This is a genomic window from Nocardiopsis sp. NPDC006139 (assembly GCF_040614155.1).
Taxonomy (GTDB): Bacteria; Actinomycetota; Actinomycetes; order Streptosporangiales; family Streptosporangiaceae; genus Nocardiopsis; species Nocardiopsis changdeensis.
Genome location: NZ_JBEXTT010000002.1, coordinates 276,504 through 293,634, shown reverse-complemented (window position 1 = coordinate 293,634; position 17,131 = coordinate 276,504). Strand labels below are relative to the sequence as shown.

Annotated in this window: 18 protein-coding genes and 2 tRNA genes; 8 read left to right on the top strand and 12 right to left on the bottom strand. The window is 72.0% G+C overall.

From position 1 onward, the window contains the following. Positions 1–2 precede the first annotated feature (2 nt). Both ABZ249_RS03485 and ABZ249_RS03480 read right to left on the bottom strand, forming a co-directional pair. Positions 3–254 (bottom strand): DUF2087 domain-containing protein, encoded by a 252-nt coding sequence (locus tag ABZ249_RS03485; protein WP_355256665.1) that lies wholly within the window; start codon positions 252–254, stop codon positions 3–5. Continuing rightward, positions 251–829: a TetR family transcriptional regulator gene (locus ABZ249_RS03480; RefSeq protein ID WP_355256662.1), complete on the bottom strand. Its 579-nt coding sequence runs from the start codon at positions 827–829 to the stop codon at positions 251–253. Before ABZ249_RS03480 ends, ABZ249_RS03485 begins: the two co-directional genes overlap by 4 nt. Before the next feature lie 136 nt (positions 830–965). On the opposite strand from ABZ249_RS03480, the gene hisN reads away from it, so the two are divergent. From hisN to ABZ249_RS03455, 5 genes are all read left to right on the top strand, one after another. Continuing rightward, positions 966–1,772, top strand: coding sequence for a histidinol-phosphatase (hisN, locus tag ABZ249_RS03475; protein ID WP_355256659.1), 807 nt, complete (start codon positions 966–968; stop codon positions 1,770–1,772). A gap of 72 nt (positions 1,773–1,844) precedes the next feature. Continuing rightward, positions 1,845–2,375 (top strand): hypothetical protein, encoded by a 531-nt coding sequence (locus ABZ249_RS03470; RefSeq protein WP_355256656.1) that lies wholly within the window; start codon positions 1,845–1,847, stop codon positions 2,373–2,375. A 191-nt stretch (positions 2,376–2,566) separates the two neighbouring features. After that, on the top strand, positions 2,567–3,817 hold the full coding sequence (locus ABZ249_RS03465; RefSeq protein WP_355256652.1) for an ABC transporter permease: 1,251 nt from the start codon (positions 2,567–2,569) through the stop codon (positions 3,815–3,817). Between the two features lie 9 nt (positions 3,818–3,826). Then, complete coding sequence (locus ABZ249_RS03460) at positions 3,827–4,876, top strand: efflux RND transporter periplasmic adaptor subunit (protein WP_355256649.1); 1,050 nt, start codon at positions 3,827–3,829, stop codon at positions 4,874–4,876. Between the two features lie 86 nt (positions 4,877–4,962). Continuing rightward, on the top strand, positions 4,963–5,592 hold the full coding sequence (locus tag ABZ249_RS03455) for an ABC transporter ATP-binding protein (protein ID WP_355257105.1): 630 nt from the start codon (positions 4,963–4,965) through the stop codon (positions 5,590–5,592). A 210-nt stretch (positions 5,593–5,802) separates the two neighbouring features. On the opposite strand, the gene ABZ249_RS03450 is transcribed toward ABZ249_RS03455, so the two are convergent. The 3 genes from ABZ249_RS03450 to ABZ249_RS03440 all read right to left on the bottom strand — a co-directional run bounded on the left by ABZ249_RS03450 (position 5,803) and on the right by ABZ249_RS03440 (position 9,289). Further along, positions 5,803–5,876, bottom strand: a tRNA-Met gene (locus tag ABZ249_RS03450). Between the two features lie 202 nt (positions 5,877–6,078). Next, positions 6,079–6,155: transfer RNA gene (locus ABZ249_RS03445), tRNA-Met, on the bottom strand. 146 nt (positions 6,156–6,301) lie between these two features. Beyond that, positions 6,302–9,289, bottom strand: a complete 2,988-nt coding sequence (locus ABZ249_RS03440; RefSeq protein ID WP_355256647.1) for a UPF0182 family protein — start codon at positions 9,287–9,289, stop codon at positions 6,302–6,304. 266 nt (positions 9,290–9,555) lie between these two features. Here ABZ249_RS03440 and ABZ249_RS03435 point away from each other — a divergent pair, with 266 nt between their 5' ends. Then, on the top strand, positions 9,556–10,062 hold the full coding sequence (locus ABZ249_RS03435; protein WP_255647069.1) for a PPA1309 family protein: 507 nt from the start codon (positions 9,556–9,558) through the stop codon (positions 10,060–10,062). Between the two features lie 68 nt (positions 10,063–10,130). Here the strand turns inward: ABZ249_RS03435 and ABZ249_RS03430 are convergent, their stop codons facing one another. The 3 genes from ABZ249_RS03430 to ABZ249_RS03420 all read right to left on the bottom strand — a co-directional run bounded on the left by ABZ249_RS03430 (position 10,131) and on the right by ABZ249_RS03420 (position 12,843). Then, entirely contained in the window at positions 10,131–11,192 is a 1,062-nt protein-coding gene (locus ABZ249_RS03430) for a PDZ domain-containing protein (RefSeq protein ID WP_355257103.1), read from the bottom strand. Between the two features lie 51 nt (positions 11,193–11,243). Next, on the bottom strand, positions 11,244–11,681 hold the full coding sequence (locus ABZ249_RS03425; RefSeq protein WP_220565012.1) for a molybdenum cofactor biosynthesis protein MoaE: 438 nt from the start codon (positions 11,679–11,681) through the stop codon (positions 11,244–11,246). A gap of 97 nt (positions 11,682–11,778) precedes the next feature. After that, positions 11,779–12,843, bottom strand: coding sequence for an NAD-dependent epimerase/dehydratase family protein (locus ABZ249_RS03420; protein WP_220565011.1), 1,065 nt, complete (start codon positions 12,841–12,843; stop codon positions 11,779–11,781). A gap of 123 nt (positions 12,844–12,966) precedes the next feature. Here ABZ249_RS03420 and ABZ249_RS03415 point away from each other — a divergent pair, with 123 nt between their 5' ends. Both ABZ249_RS03415 and ABZ249_RS03410 read left to right on the top strand, forming a co-directional pair. Further along, entirely contained in the window at positions 12,967–14,415 is a 1,449-nt protein-coding gene (locus tag ABZ249_RS03415; protein WP_355256642.1) for a zinc-dependent metalloprotease, read from the top strand. Beyond that, positions 14,416–14,973 carry an NUDIX domain-containing protein gene (locus ABZ249_RS03410; protein WP_220565009.1) on the top strand — a complete coding sequence of 186 codons (558 nt, stop codon included), beginning with the start codon at positions 14,416–14,418 and terminating at the stop codon, positions 14,971–14,973. 48 nt (positions 14,974–15,021) lie between these two features. On the opposite strand, the gene ABZ249_RS03405 is transcribed toward ABZ249_RS03410, so the two are convergent. From ABZ249_RS03405 to ABZ249_RS03390, 4 genes are all read right to left on the bottom strand, one after another. Beyond that, on the bottom strand, positions 15,022–15,594 hold the full coding sequence (locus tag ABZ249_RS03405) for a M48 family metallopeptidase (RefSeq protein WP_255647068.1): 573 nt from the start codon (positions 15,592–15,594) through the stop codon (positions 15,022–15,024). Between the two features lie 349 nt (positions 15,595–15,943). Continuing rightward, on the bottom strand, positions 15,944–16,105 hold the full coding sequence (locus ABZ249_RS03400) for a hypothetical protein (protein WP_355256639.1): 162 nt from the start codon (positions 16,103–16,105) through the stop codon (positions 15,944–15,946). Positions 16,106–16,162: 57 nt separating this feature from the next. Beyond that, positions 16,163–16,441: a WhiB family transcriptional regulator gene (locus ABZ249_RS03395; protein ID WP_220565007.1), complete on the bottom strand. Its 279-nt coding sequence runs from the start codon at positions 16,439–16,441 to the stop codon at positions 16,163–16,165. Between the two features lie 206 nt (positions 16,442–16,647). Then, on the bottom strand, positions 16,648–17,064 hold the full coding sequence (locus ABZ249_RS03390) for a hypothetical protein (protein ID WP_355256636.1): 417 nt from the start codon (positions 17,062–17,064) through the stop codon (positions 16,648–16,650). Positions 17,065–17,131: the final 67 nt, after the last annotated feature.

The following is a 17,131-nucleotide window of genomic DNA, read 5'->3' as shown; positions in this document are numbered from 1 at the left end:
GGTCACAGGTCGACGGTGCCGCCGCAGCGCCAGTAGTGGACGCGGTCGTGCTCCAGGAAGCCCTCGTCCACCAGGCCGCGGCGCAGCGCGGGGACGTCGGCGCTGAAACCGCCGATGACGTCGTTGACCTGCGACTCGGTGTAGCGCACGCCGGGTTCGAACGCGCGGGCCACCCGGTCCAGCACGGCCAGCCGCTCGGGTCTGCGCACCGGGATGGCCGTGATCCGGGCCCGGGCGGGCTCCTCCCCGGTCAACACTCCTCCCGGTGGCCGACCAGCAGCATCCCGTGGGTCACCGTCTCGATCCGGCGGGCCGCCTCGGCGGGGTCGATGGGCTGGAGCGCGTACGACACGGTGAGCCGCACGCCGACGTCGGCGACCGCCTCGGCCAGGGCCTGGTCGAGGTCGGGGCGGTGCTCGCGCAGGGAGGCGGCGATGCGCTCGCCGAGCACCTCCAGCAGCGGCTCCGAGCGCGTGGTCAGCACCGGGAGCAGTTCGCGGTCTCCGGTGACCACCGCGTGCAGCAGGGGGTTGCCGCGCGCGGTGTCGAGGATCAGGCGGGCGGTCCGGCTCACGGTGTGGGCCGGATCGCCGTGCTCGGCGGCCAGGACCCGCATCACCTCGTCCAGCAGGGCGTTGACCTCGCGCACCACGACGTCCTGGAGCAGCCCCTCCTTGCTGCCGAACACGTTGTACAGGGTCTGGCGGGACACCTGGGCCGCGGCCGCGATGTCGGCCATCCGCCGCTCGCCCCACCCGCCGGAGACGACCTCGGCGTAGGCGGCGTCCATCAGCCGCTCGCGGACCGATCCGCCCTGTCTGGTATCCATCCCCCCATGGTGGCATCCGGACGCCCGGACTCCCACCCCCGGTTCGGTGACCCGGAGGCGTCGGCGACTAACACTCTGGTCACGCGTGTGGGGCCCTTTGGCCATGTTCGTGCCCGGGAGGGTAGCGTTACCGCCCATGGCGTCCTTTGACGATGATCTGCGGCTGGCCCACGTGCTCGCCGACGCTGCCGACGACATCGCACTGAAGCGTTTCCGTGCGTTGGACCTGGTGGTCGACACCAAACCCGACCTGACCCCGGTGACCGAGGCCGACCGGCTGGTCGAGGAGACGCTCCGCGGTGTCCTGTCGCGCGCCCGCCCCCGGGACGCCGTGGTGGGCGAGGAGTACGGCAAGAGCGGCAACAGCAACCGCGTGTGGGTGATCGACCCCATCGACGGCACCAAGAACTACGTGCGCGGCGTCCCGGTGTGGGCGACGCTCATCGCCCTGCTGGAGGGCGACCGTCCGGTGGTCGGCGTGGTCTCGGCCCCGGCGCTGTTCCGGCGCTGGTGGGCGTCCCTGGGCGGGGGCGCGTGGCAGGGCCGGAGCCTGTCCAAGGCCTCGCGCTGCCACGTGTCGAAGGTGTCGGAGCTGTCCGACGCCTCCCTGAGCTTCTCGTCCCTGAGCGGCTGGGAGGAGCAGGGGCGGCTGGAGTCGTTCCTGGGCCTGACCCGGTCGGTGTGGCGGACCCGCGCCTACGGCGACTTCTGGTCGCACGTGATGGTGGCCGAGGGCGTGGTGGACATCGCCGCCGAGCCGGAGCTGTCGCTGTGGGACGCCGCCCCCCTGCCGATCATCCTGGAGGAGGCCGGCGGGCGGGCCACGAGCCTGCGCGGCGACGCGTTCGCCGACGGCGGGCCGCTGGTGTGCACCAACGGGATCCTGCACGACCAGGCGCTGACCTGGCTGAACGGCGGGCCGACGCCGCTGCGCTCCGTCTGAGTCGGGAGGCCCCCGGGTCGCGGACCCCGCTCTTCGATATTGCGCAGCGGAGTGGATACGGAGAGTAGTAGCGTGGCGACCGTGCCGACCCACATCCCCGCGCCCGTACGCCTGGGCGCCGCCGTGCTGCTCCTGCTCACCGCCACCGCCTGCGGCGGCGGCCACGGGCACACCCCCGACGAACTCGACGCGATGATCGCCGACTCGGTGCGCGACGGCGGGCCCGGCTCCGGGCCCGCCGTCGACGCGGGCGACACCGTCTTCGACCCGGACCTCCTGCTGTGCACGCCCGCCGTGGACACCGCGGGGGTCCCGGGCGGGGACGCCTGGCGCACCGAGGCGCCGCGCACCGCCGTCGGGGAGGGCCCGGTCGAACTGGGCCTGCTGCCGCCCGAAGACGTCGAACCGACCGCGGTGACCGTCACGGTCCGGACCCCCGGCGACGACCTCCACACCCTGGAAACGGACACCGCCCCCGGGGAGTGGTCGCATGTCCGTTATCCCGAGAAAGGCGGTTCCGACCTCGCCGCCGGGGTGTACACCGTCCTCTGGTCCGACACCGCCACGGGAACCCCGCTGACCTGCGACGGCTTCGAGGTCTGACCCCCGCCGCCGGCCCGGTCCGCCAAGCCGTCCCCATTCCGGTCCCGAAAAAAACAAAAATCCCCCGGTGATCATGAACCGAAACCTGCGACATCCGCGATGATCTGGGGTGAGGCCCCGCCCCCGCGGGCCTGCACGGCGCCGCCCGCGAGGCGGCGCCACCCCACACACATTCACTGGGAAGGGACCGTATGCTGCGTTCCCTCGTGGCCGGGATACTGCTCGCCTTCGCCGGTTCCCGCGCCAACATCGCCAGGACGATCCTGTCCTGCGCCGGCATCGTCGTCGGCGTCGGCTCGCTGATCGCCGTGGTCACCGCGGGCGACTTCGGGCAGCGGTTCGCCACCGCCTACAGCGAGGCCAACGCCGGACGCGCCGCGACCCTGAGCGTCTCCAGCTGGGACACCGAGATCACCGACGTGCGGGCCTTCGAGGAGGACCTGGTCCGGGCCGGCGGCGTGGACGTGTCGATCTACAAGATGGTCGAGGGCGTCTCCATGCGCTCCGGGGACCAGGGCATCCCCGACGTGGAGATCCGGGCCGTGGACGTCTCCCTCGGCGACATCCGCCGGATGACCATGTCCCAGGGCCGCTGGTTCACCGAGGCCGACGCCGAGTCCCTGGCCCCCGTGCTGGTGGTCAACGAGAGCCTGGCCGCGGACATGGAGGACATCACCCGGGTGCAGATCGGCACCGACCACTGGATGGACGTCCGCGTGGTCGGCGTCTCCTCCAGCTCGGCCCTGGACGGCGGCTGGTACACCGCCTTCCTGCTGCGCGCGCCCGCCAGCGAGGAGCTGATCTACGGCGAGCCCGTCGAGACCTCCGAGGACGGCGCCACCGCGCCGATCTCGATCCGGGACCCCGAGTACAGCGTCCGGATCGACCCCTCCGACCCGGCCGCGACCGACCCCTGGGGCGAGGTCTTCACCGAACGCCTGCTGTCGGCCTCCGACCGCTGGGGCGAGGTGCGCCAGGACTCGCTCATGGCCTACCGGGCGGACTACGCCGAAGAGGTCAACCAGATGATCGGGTACCTGTCGATCGGGCTCATCGGCATCGCCGCCATCACGCTCACCACGGGCCTGCTCGGCGTCCTCAACGTCGGCCTGGTCACCGTGCGCGAGCGCAGGCGCGAACTGGCCACCTACCGGGCCCTGGGCGCGACCAGGTTCACCCTGTTCGTCGCCGTCGTGATGGAATCCGTCGTGGTGTCGCTGGTCGCCGGCGTCATCGCCCTGCTCGGCTGCTGGGCCCTGGTCGCCGCGGGCGGCGCGATCGCCGCCTCGTTCATCGAACTGCCCCCCGACGTACCCATCGCCATCCCGCCGACCGCCGTCCTGGTCGGCCTGGGCAGCGCCGCCGGTGTCGGCCTGCTCGCCGGAGTCATCCCCGCCCTGCGGGCACTGCGCTCGTCCGTCGTCGCCGGACTGCGGGAATAGGAGACACACGTGAAGAAGTGGATCATCATCGGCTCGGTGGCGCTGCTGCTCGTGGTCGCGGTCGCCGGCGGCGGGTACTTCCTGCTGAACCGGCTGGGCGGTTCCGGCGAGGAGCTCCCGATGGAGGGCGCCGTCGACGTGGGGGGCGTCCCCTACCCCGTCGAGCTGGGCACCATCGACTCCGTCATGGTGCTGGACGCCACCGTGCAGGCCGAGCCCGGCAGGAGCGTCAAGGCCCAGAAGGGCGGCCAGGTCGTCCACCTGTGGGTGACCGACGGCGCCACGGTGGAGGAGGGCGCGCCCATCCTCAACGTGAAGTACACCGAGGAGCCCGCCCCGGGCACCGGCACCGGTGAGGGCGAGGCCCCGGCCGAGCCGGTGACCCGCGAGGTCAGCCTCTACGCGCCGGTCGACGGCAAGGTGACCGGTCTGGCCGACGTGCAGGTCGGCGACGTCCTGGAGCCGGGGGCCGTGGTCGCCACCGTCGCCCCGGACATCTACCGGGCGGTCGCCACGATCCCCGCCAACGACCTGTACCGGTTCTACGAGGAGCCCGACGACATCCTCCTGGAGATCACGAACGGCCCGCCGCCCACCCAGTGCGACTTCCTGTCGCTGGGCGCCGCCGAGGCCGGCGGCGGCGGTGAGGAGCAGCCCGAGACCGACGAGTTCGGCTTCCCGATGGAGGGCGGCGACACCGGCGGCGGCTCCGGCGGCGAGCTGGCCTGCCGGGTGCCCGCCGACGTCCAGGTGTTCGAGGGCGTCCAGGGCAAGCTGTCGATCAGCACCGGCAAGGTCGAGGACGTCGTGGTCGTGCCCATGACGGCGGTGCGCGGCACCACCGGCGAGGGCGAGGTCATCGTCGTCGCCGAGGACGGCACCGAGGAGGCCCGCCCGGTGGAGCTGGGCATCTCCGACGGCTCGTTCATCGAGGTCGTCTCCGGCCTGGAGGTCGGCGAGCAGGTCATGGACCCGATCCCGCTCGACCCGCGCTTCGACGTGCCCGGCGCCGACGACGGGGTCGAAGAGGAGTTCATGGTCGAAGGGGAGGGGATGTAGTGTCCACCGCTCCGTCCCCCCTGGCCCCGCAGGCTCCCCCGCCCCAGGCCCCGCTGCTGCGGGTGGAGGGGCTGACCCGGCACTTCATGGTGTCGGGGACCCGGATCGACGTCCTGCACGACTGCACGTTCGACGTGTACCGGGGCGAGGTCGTCGCGATCATCGGCCAGTCCGGTTCGGGCAAGTCGACCCTGCTCAGCCTGCTCGGGCTGCTGGACAAGCCGAGCGGCGGCGAGTACACGTTCGACGGGCGGGCGACCAGCCGACTGGGCGAGGGCCCGCGCTCGCGGCTGCGCGGCGAGGGCATCGGGTTCGTGTTCCAGCAGTTCCACCTGCTGGAGCGGCGGACCGCGATGGCCAACGTGGGCGTGCCCCTGGTGCTGGCGGGGATGCCCGCGCTGCGCCGCCGGGGCCGGGCCCGCGAGCTGCTGGAGGCGGTGGGGCTGGGGCACCGCCTCCACTCCAAGCCGCACCAGCTCTCCGGCGGCGAGCAGCAGCGTGTGGCCCTGGCGCGGGCGCTCAGCCGTGATCCCGCCCTGATCCTCGCCGACGAGCCCACGGGCGCCCTGGACGCCGCCAGCAGCCGGATGATCATGGACCAGCTGCTGGAGCAGGCCCGGATCCGCGACTCGGCGGTGGTCGTGGTGACCCACGACCCCAAGGTCGCCGAGCGCGCCGACCGCGTGGTGGAGCTCGTGGAGGGCCGCACCCGCTGAGACCCCGGGCGCCGTCGCCGCGTCCCCTCGCCCGACGGCGCCCGGACCCCCGGGAGGCTCCGCCTCCCGGGTACCGGACCGGGCGGGCCGTGTCGCTCCGGGCGGCGGCACCCGCCCGGGGCGGCTCCCCGGCGGGAAGCGGGAAGAACGGGAGCGGTCGGGAAAAGACTCGGGCCCGGAAATCCATTGGATTTCCGGGCCCGGTTTCAGTAGCGGGGACAGGATTTGAACCTGCGACCTCTGGGTTATGAGCCCAGCGAGCTACCGAACTGCTCCACCCCGCGTCGTTGATCTCTACTTTAGAGGGTTTCCCCCCGGGCCGCAAATCGTTTCCGGTGAGGGAGAACGGTGAGATCGGCCCTGTTCGCCCGGGCTCGGGGCCCGGACCGGCGGCGGCCGTGAAGACCGTCACCCTCCCGGTCCATTCCACGGGGGAATGGACCGGGAAAAGCACCGGACCCGGGAATTCATCCCGGGTCCGGGCCTTGGTAGCGGGGACAGGATTTGAACCTGCGACCTCTGGGTTATGAGCCCAGCGAGCTACCGAACTGCTCCACCCCGCGTCGTTGTGTTCTCTACAGTAGCGCGCCCGGGACGGGAAAGCGAATCGATACGCCGCGGCCGGGGCGGGAACCCTGCGGTCCCCGCCCCGGCCGCGGTCCGGGAGGGCGGATGGGGCGGGGCACGGCGCCCCGCCCCGTCCGGACGGCTAGTTGCCGCCCTCCTGCTCGGCGAGCGCCTCCTCGATGGCCTCCAGGGCCTCGCGCAGGCGGTCGTTCGCCTCCTCCTGGTTGTCCTGGGCCTCCTCCCAGGCCTCCACCGCCTCGTTGAGGGACTCGGTGAGGTCCTGGTCGCCGCCGCCGGAGCCGGCCTCGGAGTCGGGTGCCTCCTCCTGCGGGGCCTCCTCCTCGCCCTCGGCCGGCGGCGGGGCCTCCGCCCCGTCGAACAGGTTGCTCAGCGCGTCGGGGAGGTTGCTCCCGATGGCGACCTCCTCGCCGAAGCCGACCATGACCTGCTGCAGCAGCGGGAAGGACGCGGCACCGCCGCCGCCCGCCTGCACGTACAGCGGCTCGACGTAGAGCAGACCGCCCGCGAACGGCAGGGTGAGCAGGTTGCCCCTGGTCACCTCGGCGTTGGACTGCTCCAGCGGGAGCAGCACCTCGCGGACGTTGGCGTCGGCGTCGAACGCGTTCTGGACCTGCCCGGGGCCGAAGATGACGGTGCTGCGCGGCAGCTCCAGCAGCTTCAGCTGCCCGTAGTCCTCCGAGCGCGGGTCGCTGTTGACGGCCATGAACGCCGCCAGGTTCTCCCGGCCCCGGGGCACGAAGGTGCTGGTCAGCGAGAAGCTGGCCTCCTCCTCGCCCGGGTACTGGATGGTCTGGCGGTAGGGCGACTCGGGACGCTCGGTGGCGCCGGTCGGGTCGTTGGGCACCGCCCAGAAGTCCTGGCCGCCGTAGTAGGCCGCCGGGTCGGTCACGTGGTACTCGCGCATGATCTCGCGCTGCACCTTGAACAGGTCGTCCGGGTAGCGGAGGTGGTCGACGAGCTCTTCGCTCATGTCGTCCCGGCTCTGGATGGTGCCGGGGAAGGCGCCCATCCACGTCTGCAGGACCGGGTCCTCCTCGTCCCAGGCGTACAGCGTGACCGTGCCGTCGTAGGCGTCCACGGTGGCCTTGACCGAGTTGCGGATGTAGTTGACCTGGTTGCCCGGGAGCGCGCTGACCTGGGTGAGCGACCCGTCCGTGAACGTGTCGGTCACCGCCTGGGTGAAGTCGATCCGGTTCGCGTACGGGTAGTTGTTGGACGTGGTGTAGGCGTCCACGATCCACACGATCTTGCCGTCGACGACCGCCGGGTAGGGGCGGCTGTCCACGGTGAGGAACGGCGCGACCTTCTCGACCCGGTCCAGCGGGTCCCGCTCGTACAGGATGCGCGAGTCGCCGGTGATCGCGCTGTTGAGCAGGATGTTGGGCTCCTGGTACTTGATCGCGTACAGGATCCGCTCGAAGAACGAGTCCAGCTGCACGCCGCCGCTGCCGTCGTAGCGGTTGTACTGCTGCGAGCCGGCGGAGGAGCCGGCCTCCTCCTCGGTGGTCCCCTCCTCGGCCGGGGCCTCCTCGTCGGCGGCCTCGGCGTCCGCGTCGGCCGGCGCCTGGGCGTCGTCCGGGCTCGGGCTCACCTCGGGCTCGACCGCGTCCTCCGGGGTGGAGACCTCGGGGGTCGCGCCCTCCTCGTCGAGGGGGTAGTCGTACTCCTCCTCGGCCTGGACGATGACGTACTCGGCGCCCTCCCGGCCGTAGTAGACGCGCTCCTGGTAGTCGCCGACGACGTCGCTGAGCTCGCCCCGCGGCGGGATGTTGTACTCGGTGAAGACCGGGCGGCCCTCGGCGTCGATCTGGGTGCCCGCGGCCGCGACGAAGCCGAAGCCGTGGGTGTAGATCAGGTGCCGGTTGAGCCAGTTGTCCTGGTCCGAGGGGGGACCGTCGAGCTCGCGGACGGCGACGATCGTGTCGATCAGGTTGCCCTCGCTGTCCGGGTAGCGGTCGACCTCCAGCACCTCGGGGAACTGGTAGAAGCCGCGGACCTGCTGCATCTGCTGGAAGGTCTGCGAGACCACGGCGGGGTCGGCCAGCCGGACCGTGGTGCCCTGCGCCTCCTGGACCAGGTCCTCGGCGCTCAGCTCGGTGGTGGCGTCGTAGGGCTCCACCTGGGCGTCCTCGATGTCGTACGCCGCCCGCGTGGAGTCGATGTTGCGCTGGATGTACGGGCTCTCCAGGCGCTGCTCGTTGGGGCTGACCTGGAAGCGCTGGACGATCTCGGGGTAGGCGACGCCGACGATCACGGCGGACAGCACCAGCAGGCCGAGGCTGGCCACCGGGACCATGGTGTTCTTGAAGTAGATGTTCGCGAAGAACAGCAGGGCGCAGATGACCGAGATGACGGTGAGGATCGTCAGGGCGGTCTTGACCGCGTTCACGTCGGTGTAGGAGGCGCCGAAGGTGTAGCCGCGCTCGGAGAACACCAGCCCGTACCGGTCCAGCCAGTACGACCCGGCGCGCAGCAGCACGAAGAGGCCGAGCAGCACCGACAGGTGCACCCGGGCCGCGGGGGTGGCGCGCTGACCGGTGTCGTTCTGGAGGCGGACGCCGCCGTACAGGTAGTGGACGATGACCGCGGCGATGAAGGCCAGGATCACGGCGGCGTAGAGGTAGCCGAGCAGGATCCTCAGGAAGGGGTAGACGAACGCGAAGAACGCGACGTCCATCCCGAACTCGGGGTCGGTCACCCCGAAGTCCACACCGTTGACGAACTGCAGGTAGGACCGCCAGTCACCGCTGGCCGCGGCGCCGGAGAGCAGGGCGAGGGCGCCCACGGCGATCCAGAAGAACAGCTTGCGGTGCGGGTCGATGGACTGCCGGTAGCGGTCCAGGCCCTGCTGTTCGAGGCTCATCGGCCGGATTCCGGGGCGCGCCCGGTAGGCGAAGAAGATGCTGGCGCCGACGATGACGGCCATCACCACCGCGGCCACGGCGAACAGCAGCACCCGTGTCCAGAGTTCGGTCAGGAAGACCGAGGTGAAGCCGACGGACTGGAACCACATGAAGTCGGTCCAGAAGTTCGCGGCGAACATCAACCCCGCGATGATGACGACCACGGTCGCCGCGACTGGCGCGAGCAACCTTGATCGACGAGGCATGCGCGCAGGTGGTGCGCCGGGCGATCGGAAGCTCACGCCTCCCCCTCGTTATGGCTTGTTAGGTGCGTTCGGTGCGCGTGCAGCGCCTTGTTTACGGAGAACTTCACTTCGACCCTTCGGAGTTCCCGGAACCCGTTCCGTGGGGGTGACAAGGTCGCATCGTTGGTGTATCGGCCCGGCAACCCCGTGGTTTCCTGTGGTCCCTTTGTGACCCTACTGTCCGCGAACGGGAGCGGCGAGGTTCCCCCATCGGCCACTATGGGAACGTGTCGAACATTCGCGAAGCCGTCATGGACCTCGAACGCCACGCCGCCGCTCAGGGATGGGACCGGCCGCTGGGCCTGTACGCCCTGGTGCCGACGGCCGAACTGCTGGCCGCCGAGCCCGCCCTCGCCGAGATGCTGGGCGTCTCCGGCGCGCCGGACCCCCTGGAGCTGACCCCGGTCGAGCAGGACCCGCTGCCGGCGGACCTGCCGCTGGAGGAGGCGCTGGGCCGCATCATGTGGCCGGAGGGGGTGGCCGGCTGCGCCCTGGTCATGGAGCGGCTGGTGGTGAAGGGCTCCGACGAGACCCTCTCCCCCGGCGAGGACGCCTCCGCCCAGGGCAGGGAGACGGAGGAGATCCGCATGGTCGCGGGGGTCCTGCGGGACGGCTCGCGGCACTGCGCGCTGCGCATGCGCAGCCACGACAGCGAGGAGGCGGTCCTCAACGGCGCCGACCTCGTCCCGGCGCTCACCTCGGCGCTGGCCCTCACCCTCGACCTGGAGGGCTGAGCGGCGTCCCCGCGGGGCCCCGGTCCCGCCCGCGGATCCCGCGGGGGCGGGGCGGCCGTGCGGGCCGCCTACTCGCAGCGGGGCAGCTCGCCCTCGCCGGTGCGGATGGTCTCCAGGGCCTCCACCGCGTCGGAGAGGGTCTCGACGCGGACGACCTCCAGTTCGCCGTAGGCGGCGGACTGGGCGACCTGGGAGCAGCTGTCGGCGGCGACCAGGAAGTACCGGGCCCCGTCCCGCTGGGCGCTGACCATCTTCTGCGGGATGCCGCTGACCCCGCCCACCCGGCCCGCGGAGTCGATGGTGCCCGACCCGGCGACGGAGGCGCCGCCGGTGAGGCCCTCCTCGCTGAGCCGGTCGATGATGCCCAGGGCGAACATCATCCCGGCGCTGGGGCCGCCGATGTCGCCGACGGTGATGTCGACCTCGATGGGGAAGTCCATCTCGTCGGCGATCAGGACGCCGACCGCGGCGCGGCCCTGTTCGCCCTCGGCGGCGACCAGCTCGACCTCGACCTCCTCGCCGCCGCGGTCCAGGGTCAGGGAGACGGGGTCGCCGGGCTCGCGCGCGCCCACGCGCTCCACGACCGCCGCGCTGCCGACGGCGGTGCCGGGCTCGCCCTCGGAGCGGGTGTCGACCTCCTCGCCGTCGACGGCGAGGATGACGTCGCCCGGCTCGACCAGGCCCTCGGCGGGCATGTCCTCGACCACGTCGGCGACCACCGGGACCGCGTCGTAGCCCATGCCGATCTCGTTGAGGGCGGCGGCCGTGGCGTCGGTCTGGGAGTCGTTCATCTGGGTGGCCTGCCGCTCGCTGACCTCCTCGGGGCTGCGGCCGGCGGGGAAGAGCAGTTCCTCGGGCATGACCGCCTCGGTCGGCGAGAGCCAGGCGCGCACGACCGTGAAGAAGTCGAGCCGGCGCTGGGGGCCGCCCGCGTACTGCACGGTGACCATCGACAGCGAGCCCTCGTGCTCGTAGCTCTCGGCGCCGTCGATCTCGATGACCGGCCCCTCCTCGGTGCGGCCCACCGTGTCCAGGGTGACGCCCGGCCCGGCCACCAGGTACGGCATCGGCAGGAAACGGCTGCCGAACCCGAGCCCGACGAGCAGGACGAGGGCGACGACAAGGGTCATGACACGACGAAGCATGCTGCACACCTTATTGCGGCCCGGGTAGGGGACGTGTCAGGGAGTCCCCACCCACTCCTGGTCGCCGTCGGTGAACGCCTGGTGCTTCCAGATGGGCACCTGGGCCTTGAGGTCGTCGATCAGCCTGCGGCAGGCGGCGAACGCCTCCTCGCGGTGCGCGGCGGAGGCCGCGACGACGACCGCGAGGTCGCCGATCTCCAGGTCGCCGACCCGGTGGACGGCGGCGAGCCTGACGACGGGGCGGCCCGGGACGGCGGTGTCGGCGAGCACCTTCTCCATGACCGTCCTCAGCATGGCCTCGACGGTGGGGTGCGCCGAGTAGCCCAGGCGGGCCACGTCGCGCCCGTGGTCGTGGTCGCGGACGGTGCCGATGAAGACGGCGGTGCCGCCGGCACGGGGGTCTTGGACGGCCGCGAGGACCTCGTCCACCGAGAGAGGGGTGTCGCGCACCGAGGCGAGAGTGATCTGTTCCACTCCTAGAAGGTACCAATCGTCCCTTGTGGCACCTCACAGGTGTTCCGCCCCGGGTGTCGGGCCGCGCGGAGGCCACGGGGTCCCGGTGGCCGACCGGTCAGCCGCCCTTGCGCTTGCGCAGGTGGCGGATGGTGACGGCGGTCCCGATGGCGGCCGCGGCGGCGCCCGCGGCCCCGGCGGCGGTGACGGCGACCTCCTTGCGGCCGATGCTGCGGCCCACCAGGGCCGGGCCGCCGCGGGACTCCAGCAGGCTCGCCAGGGCGGCCTCGCCGTCGTGGTCGGGCTTCCACCCGGCCTCGCGCAGCGTCGCGCAGTCCACCACGCAGGGGTAGACGAGGAACTTCAGCTCCCCCTCCGCGGCGGGGGTGATCCTGGCCTGGTGCAGGCGTCGGACCGTGCCGAAGGCGAGGTTGGCTGGCACCTCGAAGTGCTTCATCCCGGCGATCTCCTCCACCTGGCCCTGGGTGAGGGAGCCGCCGCTGGCGACCGCCACCACGCCGTCGGGGCCGTCCACCCCGTGCAGGGCGCAGAACGCCAGCGCGCCGGCCAGGTCCTCGATGTGGCAGAACTGCCAGTGCTGCTCGTGCCCCTTGACGGTGAGCAGGCGCGGCGCCGAGAAATGGCGGCTGAGCAGGGTGTCCAGGCCGGGGCCGACCAGGGGGGCGGGTCGCACCACGGTGACGGTGAGGCCGGGGTGGGCCCGGCGGGCGCGTTCGGCCAGCGCCTCGATCTCGGCGAAGTCGCCCATGAGGCCGTCGCTGTTGTCCGAGACGCGGACGGCGTTCTCCGGCAGCGGGACCGGGTTGTCCGGGGCCGCCCCGTAGACCATGGTGCTGGTGACCAGGAACACGCGCGGGACCCCCGAGGCGGCCGCGGCGGTCAGGACCGTCTGCGCCGCCCGGATGTTGTGGGCGCGCCGGTCCGCGGGCCGCGTGTCCGGGGAGCGGTCGTCGGCGGTGTGCACCAGCACGTCCACCCCGTCCAGGCGGGAGACCAGCCCCGGGTCGCAGACGTCGGCGATACGCCAGGTGACGCCGCGCAGGTCGGCGAACTCGGCGTCGATGGCCACGACCTCGCGCGGGGCGGCGGAACCTTCCGGCGCCGCCAGGCGTTGCACGAGGAGTCGGCCCACCCCGGAGGCCGCGCCGGTGACCGCGACCACCGCCCCGGCCCCTCCGGACCGGCTGTGCTCTGGGCGAACCTGGCTGCTTTCGGTATTCACTCCGGGCGACTCCCAGCTAACGTGACAGTGGAGACCAAACCTAATCCTGCCTGAGGTCTGATTGTGAGCGACCTGCCTTTCGGTTTCAGCATGCCGAACGATCCCGATGACGAGTCCGGACGCCGCGCTGGCGACTCCGGCTCGGGTGGTGCCGGCAGCGGCCGCCCGGGCGGAGGGGACTCCGGAACACCCGAAGGATTCCCGTTCGGCGACCCGCAGCAGATGGCCGACATGCTGCGCCGGTTCGCCGACATGATGTCGGCCCAGCCCGCCCCCGGCGGCACCCCCGCCGGACAGGGCACGGGCTCGGGCATCAACTGGAGTATGGCCAAGGACATAGCGCGACAGGTCGTCGCGCAGAAGGGCGACCCCAGCGTGCCGCCCGGCGACTACGCCAGGGTCCAGGAGGCGCTGCGCCTGGGCGACCTGTGGCTGGACCAGTCCACCTCGCTGCCCTCGGGCGTGCAGACGGCGCAGGCGTGGAGCCGCTCGGAGTGGGTCGAGAAGACCATGGACTCCTGGGCGCAGCTGTGCGACCCGCTGACCAGCAAGACCGTCAGGTCCATGGGGCAGAGCCTGCCCGAGGAGATGCAGTCGGTCGCCGGTCCCCTGCTCGGCATGATCCAGCAGATGGGCGGCATGATGGTCGGCCAGCAGGCGGGCCAGGCCGTGGGAGAGCTCTCCCAGGAGGTCGTGGGCACCGCCGACATCGGGCTGCCGCTGGCCGGCGAGGGCAGCGCGGCGCTGCTGCCGCTGGGCGTCGCCAAGTTCAGCGAGGGCCTGCAGATCCCCGACGACGAGGTGCGGCTGTACCTGGCCGCGCGCGAGGCGGCCGTGCACCGGCTGTACTCGCACGTGCCGTGGCTGCGCTCGCACGTGTTCCGCCTGGTCGCCGAGTACGCCGACGGGATGTCCTTCGACATCAGCGGCCTGGAGGACCGGCTCGGCGAGATCGACATCAACAACCCGGAGTCGCTCCAGGAGGTGCTGGGCGGCCAGGGCATGTTCCAGCCCGAGGACACGCCGCAGCAGAAGGCGGCGCTGAACCGGCTGGAGACCACGCTGGCGCTCATCGAGGGCTGGGTGGCGACCGTGGTGTCGGGCGCGGTGACCGGGCGGCTGCCGCAGGCGGACGCCCTGGCCGAGGCGACCCGGCGGCGCCGGGCCACCGGCGGCCCGGCCGAGCACACCTTCGCGGCCCTGGTCGGGCTGGAGCTGCGTCCGCGGCGGCTGCGCGAGGCGCAGGCGCTGTGGAAGGCGCTGGAGGAGGCGCGCGGCATCGACGGGCGCGACGCCGTGTGGCAGCACCCGGACCTGATGCCGGGCAGCGAGGACCTGGACGACCCGACGGCGTTCGTCAGCGGCGGGGCGTTCGCCGACGCCGACTTCGACATCTCCACGCTCACCGGCGAGGCCCCCGGGGCGTCCGCCGGCGAGGGGCCGGAGCAGGAGAAGCCGGATGACGGGAAGCCCGACGAGGGGGAGCCGGACCGGCCGGGAGGGGACTCCTAGGTGTCGCTGCACGCCGACGCCCGGGCGGTGCTGTCCGCCTGGGCCGCGCCCGACGCGCGCCAGGAGGAGCTGCGCCGCGCGTACGTGGCGCACCTGGACGCCCACGAGGACGGGATGTGGCGGGGCTGCCTGCCCGGGCACATCACCGCCAGCTCGGCGGTCGTCTCCGCCGAGGGCGACCGGGTGGTGCTCACCCTGCACCGCGTCCACCGGATGTGGCTCCAGACCGGCGGCCACTGCGAGCCGCAGGACGCCACGCTCGCGGAGGCCGTGCTGCGGGAGGCGACCGAGGAGTCCGGCATCCCGGGACTGGAGCTGCTACCGGGACCGATCCGGCTGGACCGCCACGCGGTGCCCTGCGGCGGCGGCAGCTTCCACCTGGACGTGCAGTACGCGCTGCTGGCACCGGCCGGCGCGGAGCCGGTGATGGACCCGGACGAGTCCGCCGACCTGGGCTGGTTCCCGGTCGACGCGCTCCCCGAACCCACCGACGAGGTCACCCGTTCCCTGGTGTCGGCCGCCGCGGCCGCGGTCGCCGCCCACCTCGCCGCCCGGTGAGGGGGACCGGCCGCGGGCCGCTGTCCCCGGCGGCTCCGCCGCCCGGGGTCACTCCTCCGCGAGGGCGACCTCGGCGCCGGTGAGCGGCTCCTCCGGGGCCAGGCCTGGCTCGCAGGGCTCGGAGCGCGATCCGGCGCTGAACCCCTCCAGGTAGCCGCGGGCGCGCTCGGCCTTGGGGTAGCGGTGCACCAGTTCCCAGAACTCCGAGCCGTGGTGCGGGATGAACAGGTGCGCGAGCTCGTGGATGAGGACGTAGTCGACCACCCAGGAGGGCATTCCGGCGACGCGTCGGGAGATGCGGATCGTGCGGGTGTCGGGGGTGCACGAACCCCAGCGGGAATTCTGGTTGTCGACCCAGCGGACGCTGTCCGGCAATCGGGTGCCGTCCAGATAACGGCGGGCCAGTTCGACCGCGCGTTCGTGGAGCTCCCCGTCACCGGGGCGACGGCGTTCCTCGCGTGCCTCCAGGCGTTGCAGCATGCGTCCCACCCAGCGCTTTTCCTCTGCGCGGGAGAACGTCGCGGGCACGAGGACGACGGTCGTGTCCCCGTCCCTGTAGGCCGACACGGTGCGCCGGCGGCGAGGACTGCGTCGCACCTCGATTTTGGTGTTCGAGGGCACGAACTTTACGGTAGCCGAGGACAGCGCTCTCGAACAGGAGTGTGTTGTCCCGTTATGTCTTTGATTTCGTCTCCTCGGTGAGAACGGACCGGGTGGGCGGAAATCCCGGCCCCGTCGCGCATTCCGGCCTGACCTGGGGTATTCCACCCCGCTTCGGAGGGCCTTCCGGACCCTGTTCCGAAGCACTCCTTTATTGTCCGTACACAGAAAAGAGACCGGACGGTGATCCCCTTCGAGGATCGCCGTCCGGCCCCGTCTCGGTTCCGCACCGGTTCCGCATGTGTCCGCCGTTGTCGGCCGGGTCCGGCGCGCTGGTCACCCCAGGTCACCACCGCGCCCGGTCACCCCGTCAACACAGGCGTGACCACGCGATTTCCATGAGCGCGTCTTCGGCACGGCGCTGCTCCCGCTGGCGGGCGCGCATCTCCCGTGCCGTCAGGCGGATGCCCTGGCGTTCGCGGGTCTCGGCGCTCGGCTCGTTGGTCATGTCCAGGAGTTCCAGGATCATCATGTCTCGTTCAGTCCTTCGGGGTCTGTAGTACTGCGGTGGAGAGTTCGGGTGAAGCCGTCAGGCGGCGACCGGAGCCGGGTTCTTGCGGGGGCGTCCGCGCGGGCGCTTGCGCGCCACGACCTGGCCGGCGACGAGCAGCTGGCCTCCCCAGACACCCCAGGGCTCCTTGCGGTCCAGGGCGTCGGACAGGCACTGCTCCCGGACCGGGCAGGAGCCGCAGAGGGCCTTGGCCGCCTCGACGTCGGCGGGGGCCTCGGCGAAGAACAGGTCGGGCTGCATACGGCAGGGGATTTCGGTCTCGCCCAGCCAGGGCGTTTCCAGGACCGACGCGAGCATCGGTGCCCTCCAAGATCTTTGTTCGTCTCGTACAACGCGGTCGGTGTTCTCGGTTCACCGGATGCGGTTCCGGTGCGGGACCTGACTTGCGATGCAGACGCCTGCCCTGCCTCCCCGGGGGAGATCGGGCGGACGAGGATACAAAGAAAGCCGCGGCCCCGAATTCGGGGACCGCGGCCACGGATGGAGACCCTGGGCCTAGTCGGCTAGGCCGGATTCCTCCGTGGACACTTCCCCGGTGCGCCATAGCGGCGCGGGGTTCCTTCGGTGCGAGCCGTCATGAGTTCGCCGCGGTCACGGGCGCTCTCGTTGCCGGTGGACACACCACTGCCGTTGGACTCGTGCTCGGCGGCGAGGATCACGGTCGCGACGGGACGGAAGCCGAAGCCCCCGAAGTCCGGACCGGTCCCCTCGACGAAGACGCCCTTCCGGGCACCCTCGGCCGAGGCCAGGCCGATGCCCCTCAGGGCATCGCCGGCGATGGCGCGCTCACCGCGTAGGGCGGAGCCGCCGGACAGACCGCAGGACAGGGCGGTGCCCGGGACGGCGTTCAGCCACTGCTGACGGGACGACACGGCCGAAGCGAAGCTCGTGGTCATCATTTGATCGGGCACCTCCTTCACGGTCGGGCGGCGGGATCCCTCCCGCGCCATAGAGCGGTCTTGGCGACGATGTACAGACTAAGGGTCG

What these genes read in the sequence shown, in the direction of transcription:
- ABZ249_RS03480 (WP_355256662.1), bottom strand. Translation starts at nt 829, where the DNA reads ATGGATACCAGACAGGGCGGATCGGTCCGCGAGCGGCTGATGGACGCC.
- hisN (WP_355256659.1), top strand. Translation starts at nt 966, where the DNA reads ATGGCGTCCTTTGACGATGATCTGCGGCTGGCCCACGTGCTCGCCGAC.
- ABZ249_RS03465 (WP_355256652.1), top strand. Translation starts at nt 2,567, where the DNA reads ATGCTGCGTTCCCTCGTGGCCGGGATACTGCTCGCCTTCGCCGGTTCC.
- ABZ249_RS03455 (WP_355257105.1), top strand. Translation starts at nt 4,963, where the DNA reads ATGGTGTCGGGGACCCGGATCGACGTCCTGCACGACTGCACGTTCGAC.
- ABZ249_RS03440 (WP_355256647.1), bottom strand. Translation starts at nt 9,289, where the DNA reads ATGCCTCGTCGATCAAGGTTGCTCGCGCCAGTCGCGGCGACCGTGGTC.
- ABZ249_RS03430 (WP_355257103.1), bottom strand. Translation starts at nt 11,192, where the DNA reads ATGACCCTTGTCGTCGCCCTCGTCCTGCTCGTCGGGCTCGGGTTCGGC.
- ABZ249_RS03400 (WP_355256639.1), bottom strand. Translation starts at nt 16,105, where the DNA reads ATGATGATCCTGGAACTCCTGGACATGACCAACGAGCCGAGCGCCGAG.
- ABZ249_RS03395 (WP_220565007.1), bottom strand. Translation starts at nt 16,441, where the DNA reads ATGCTCGCGTCGGTCCTGGAAACGCCCTGGCTGGGCGAGACCGAAATC.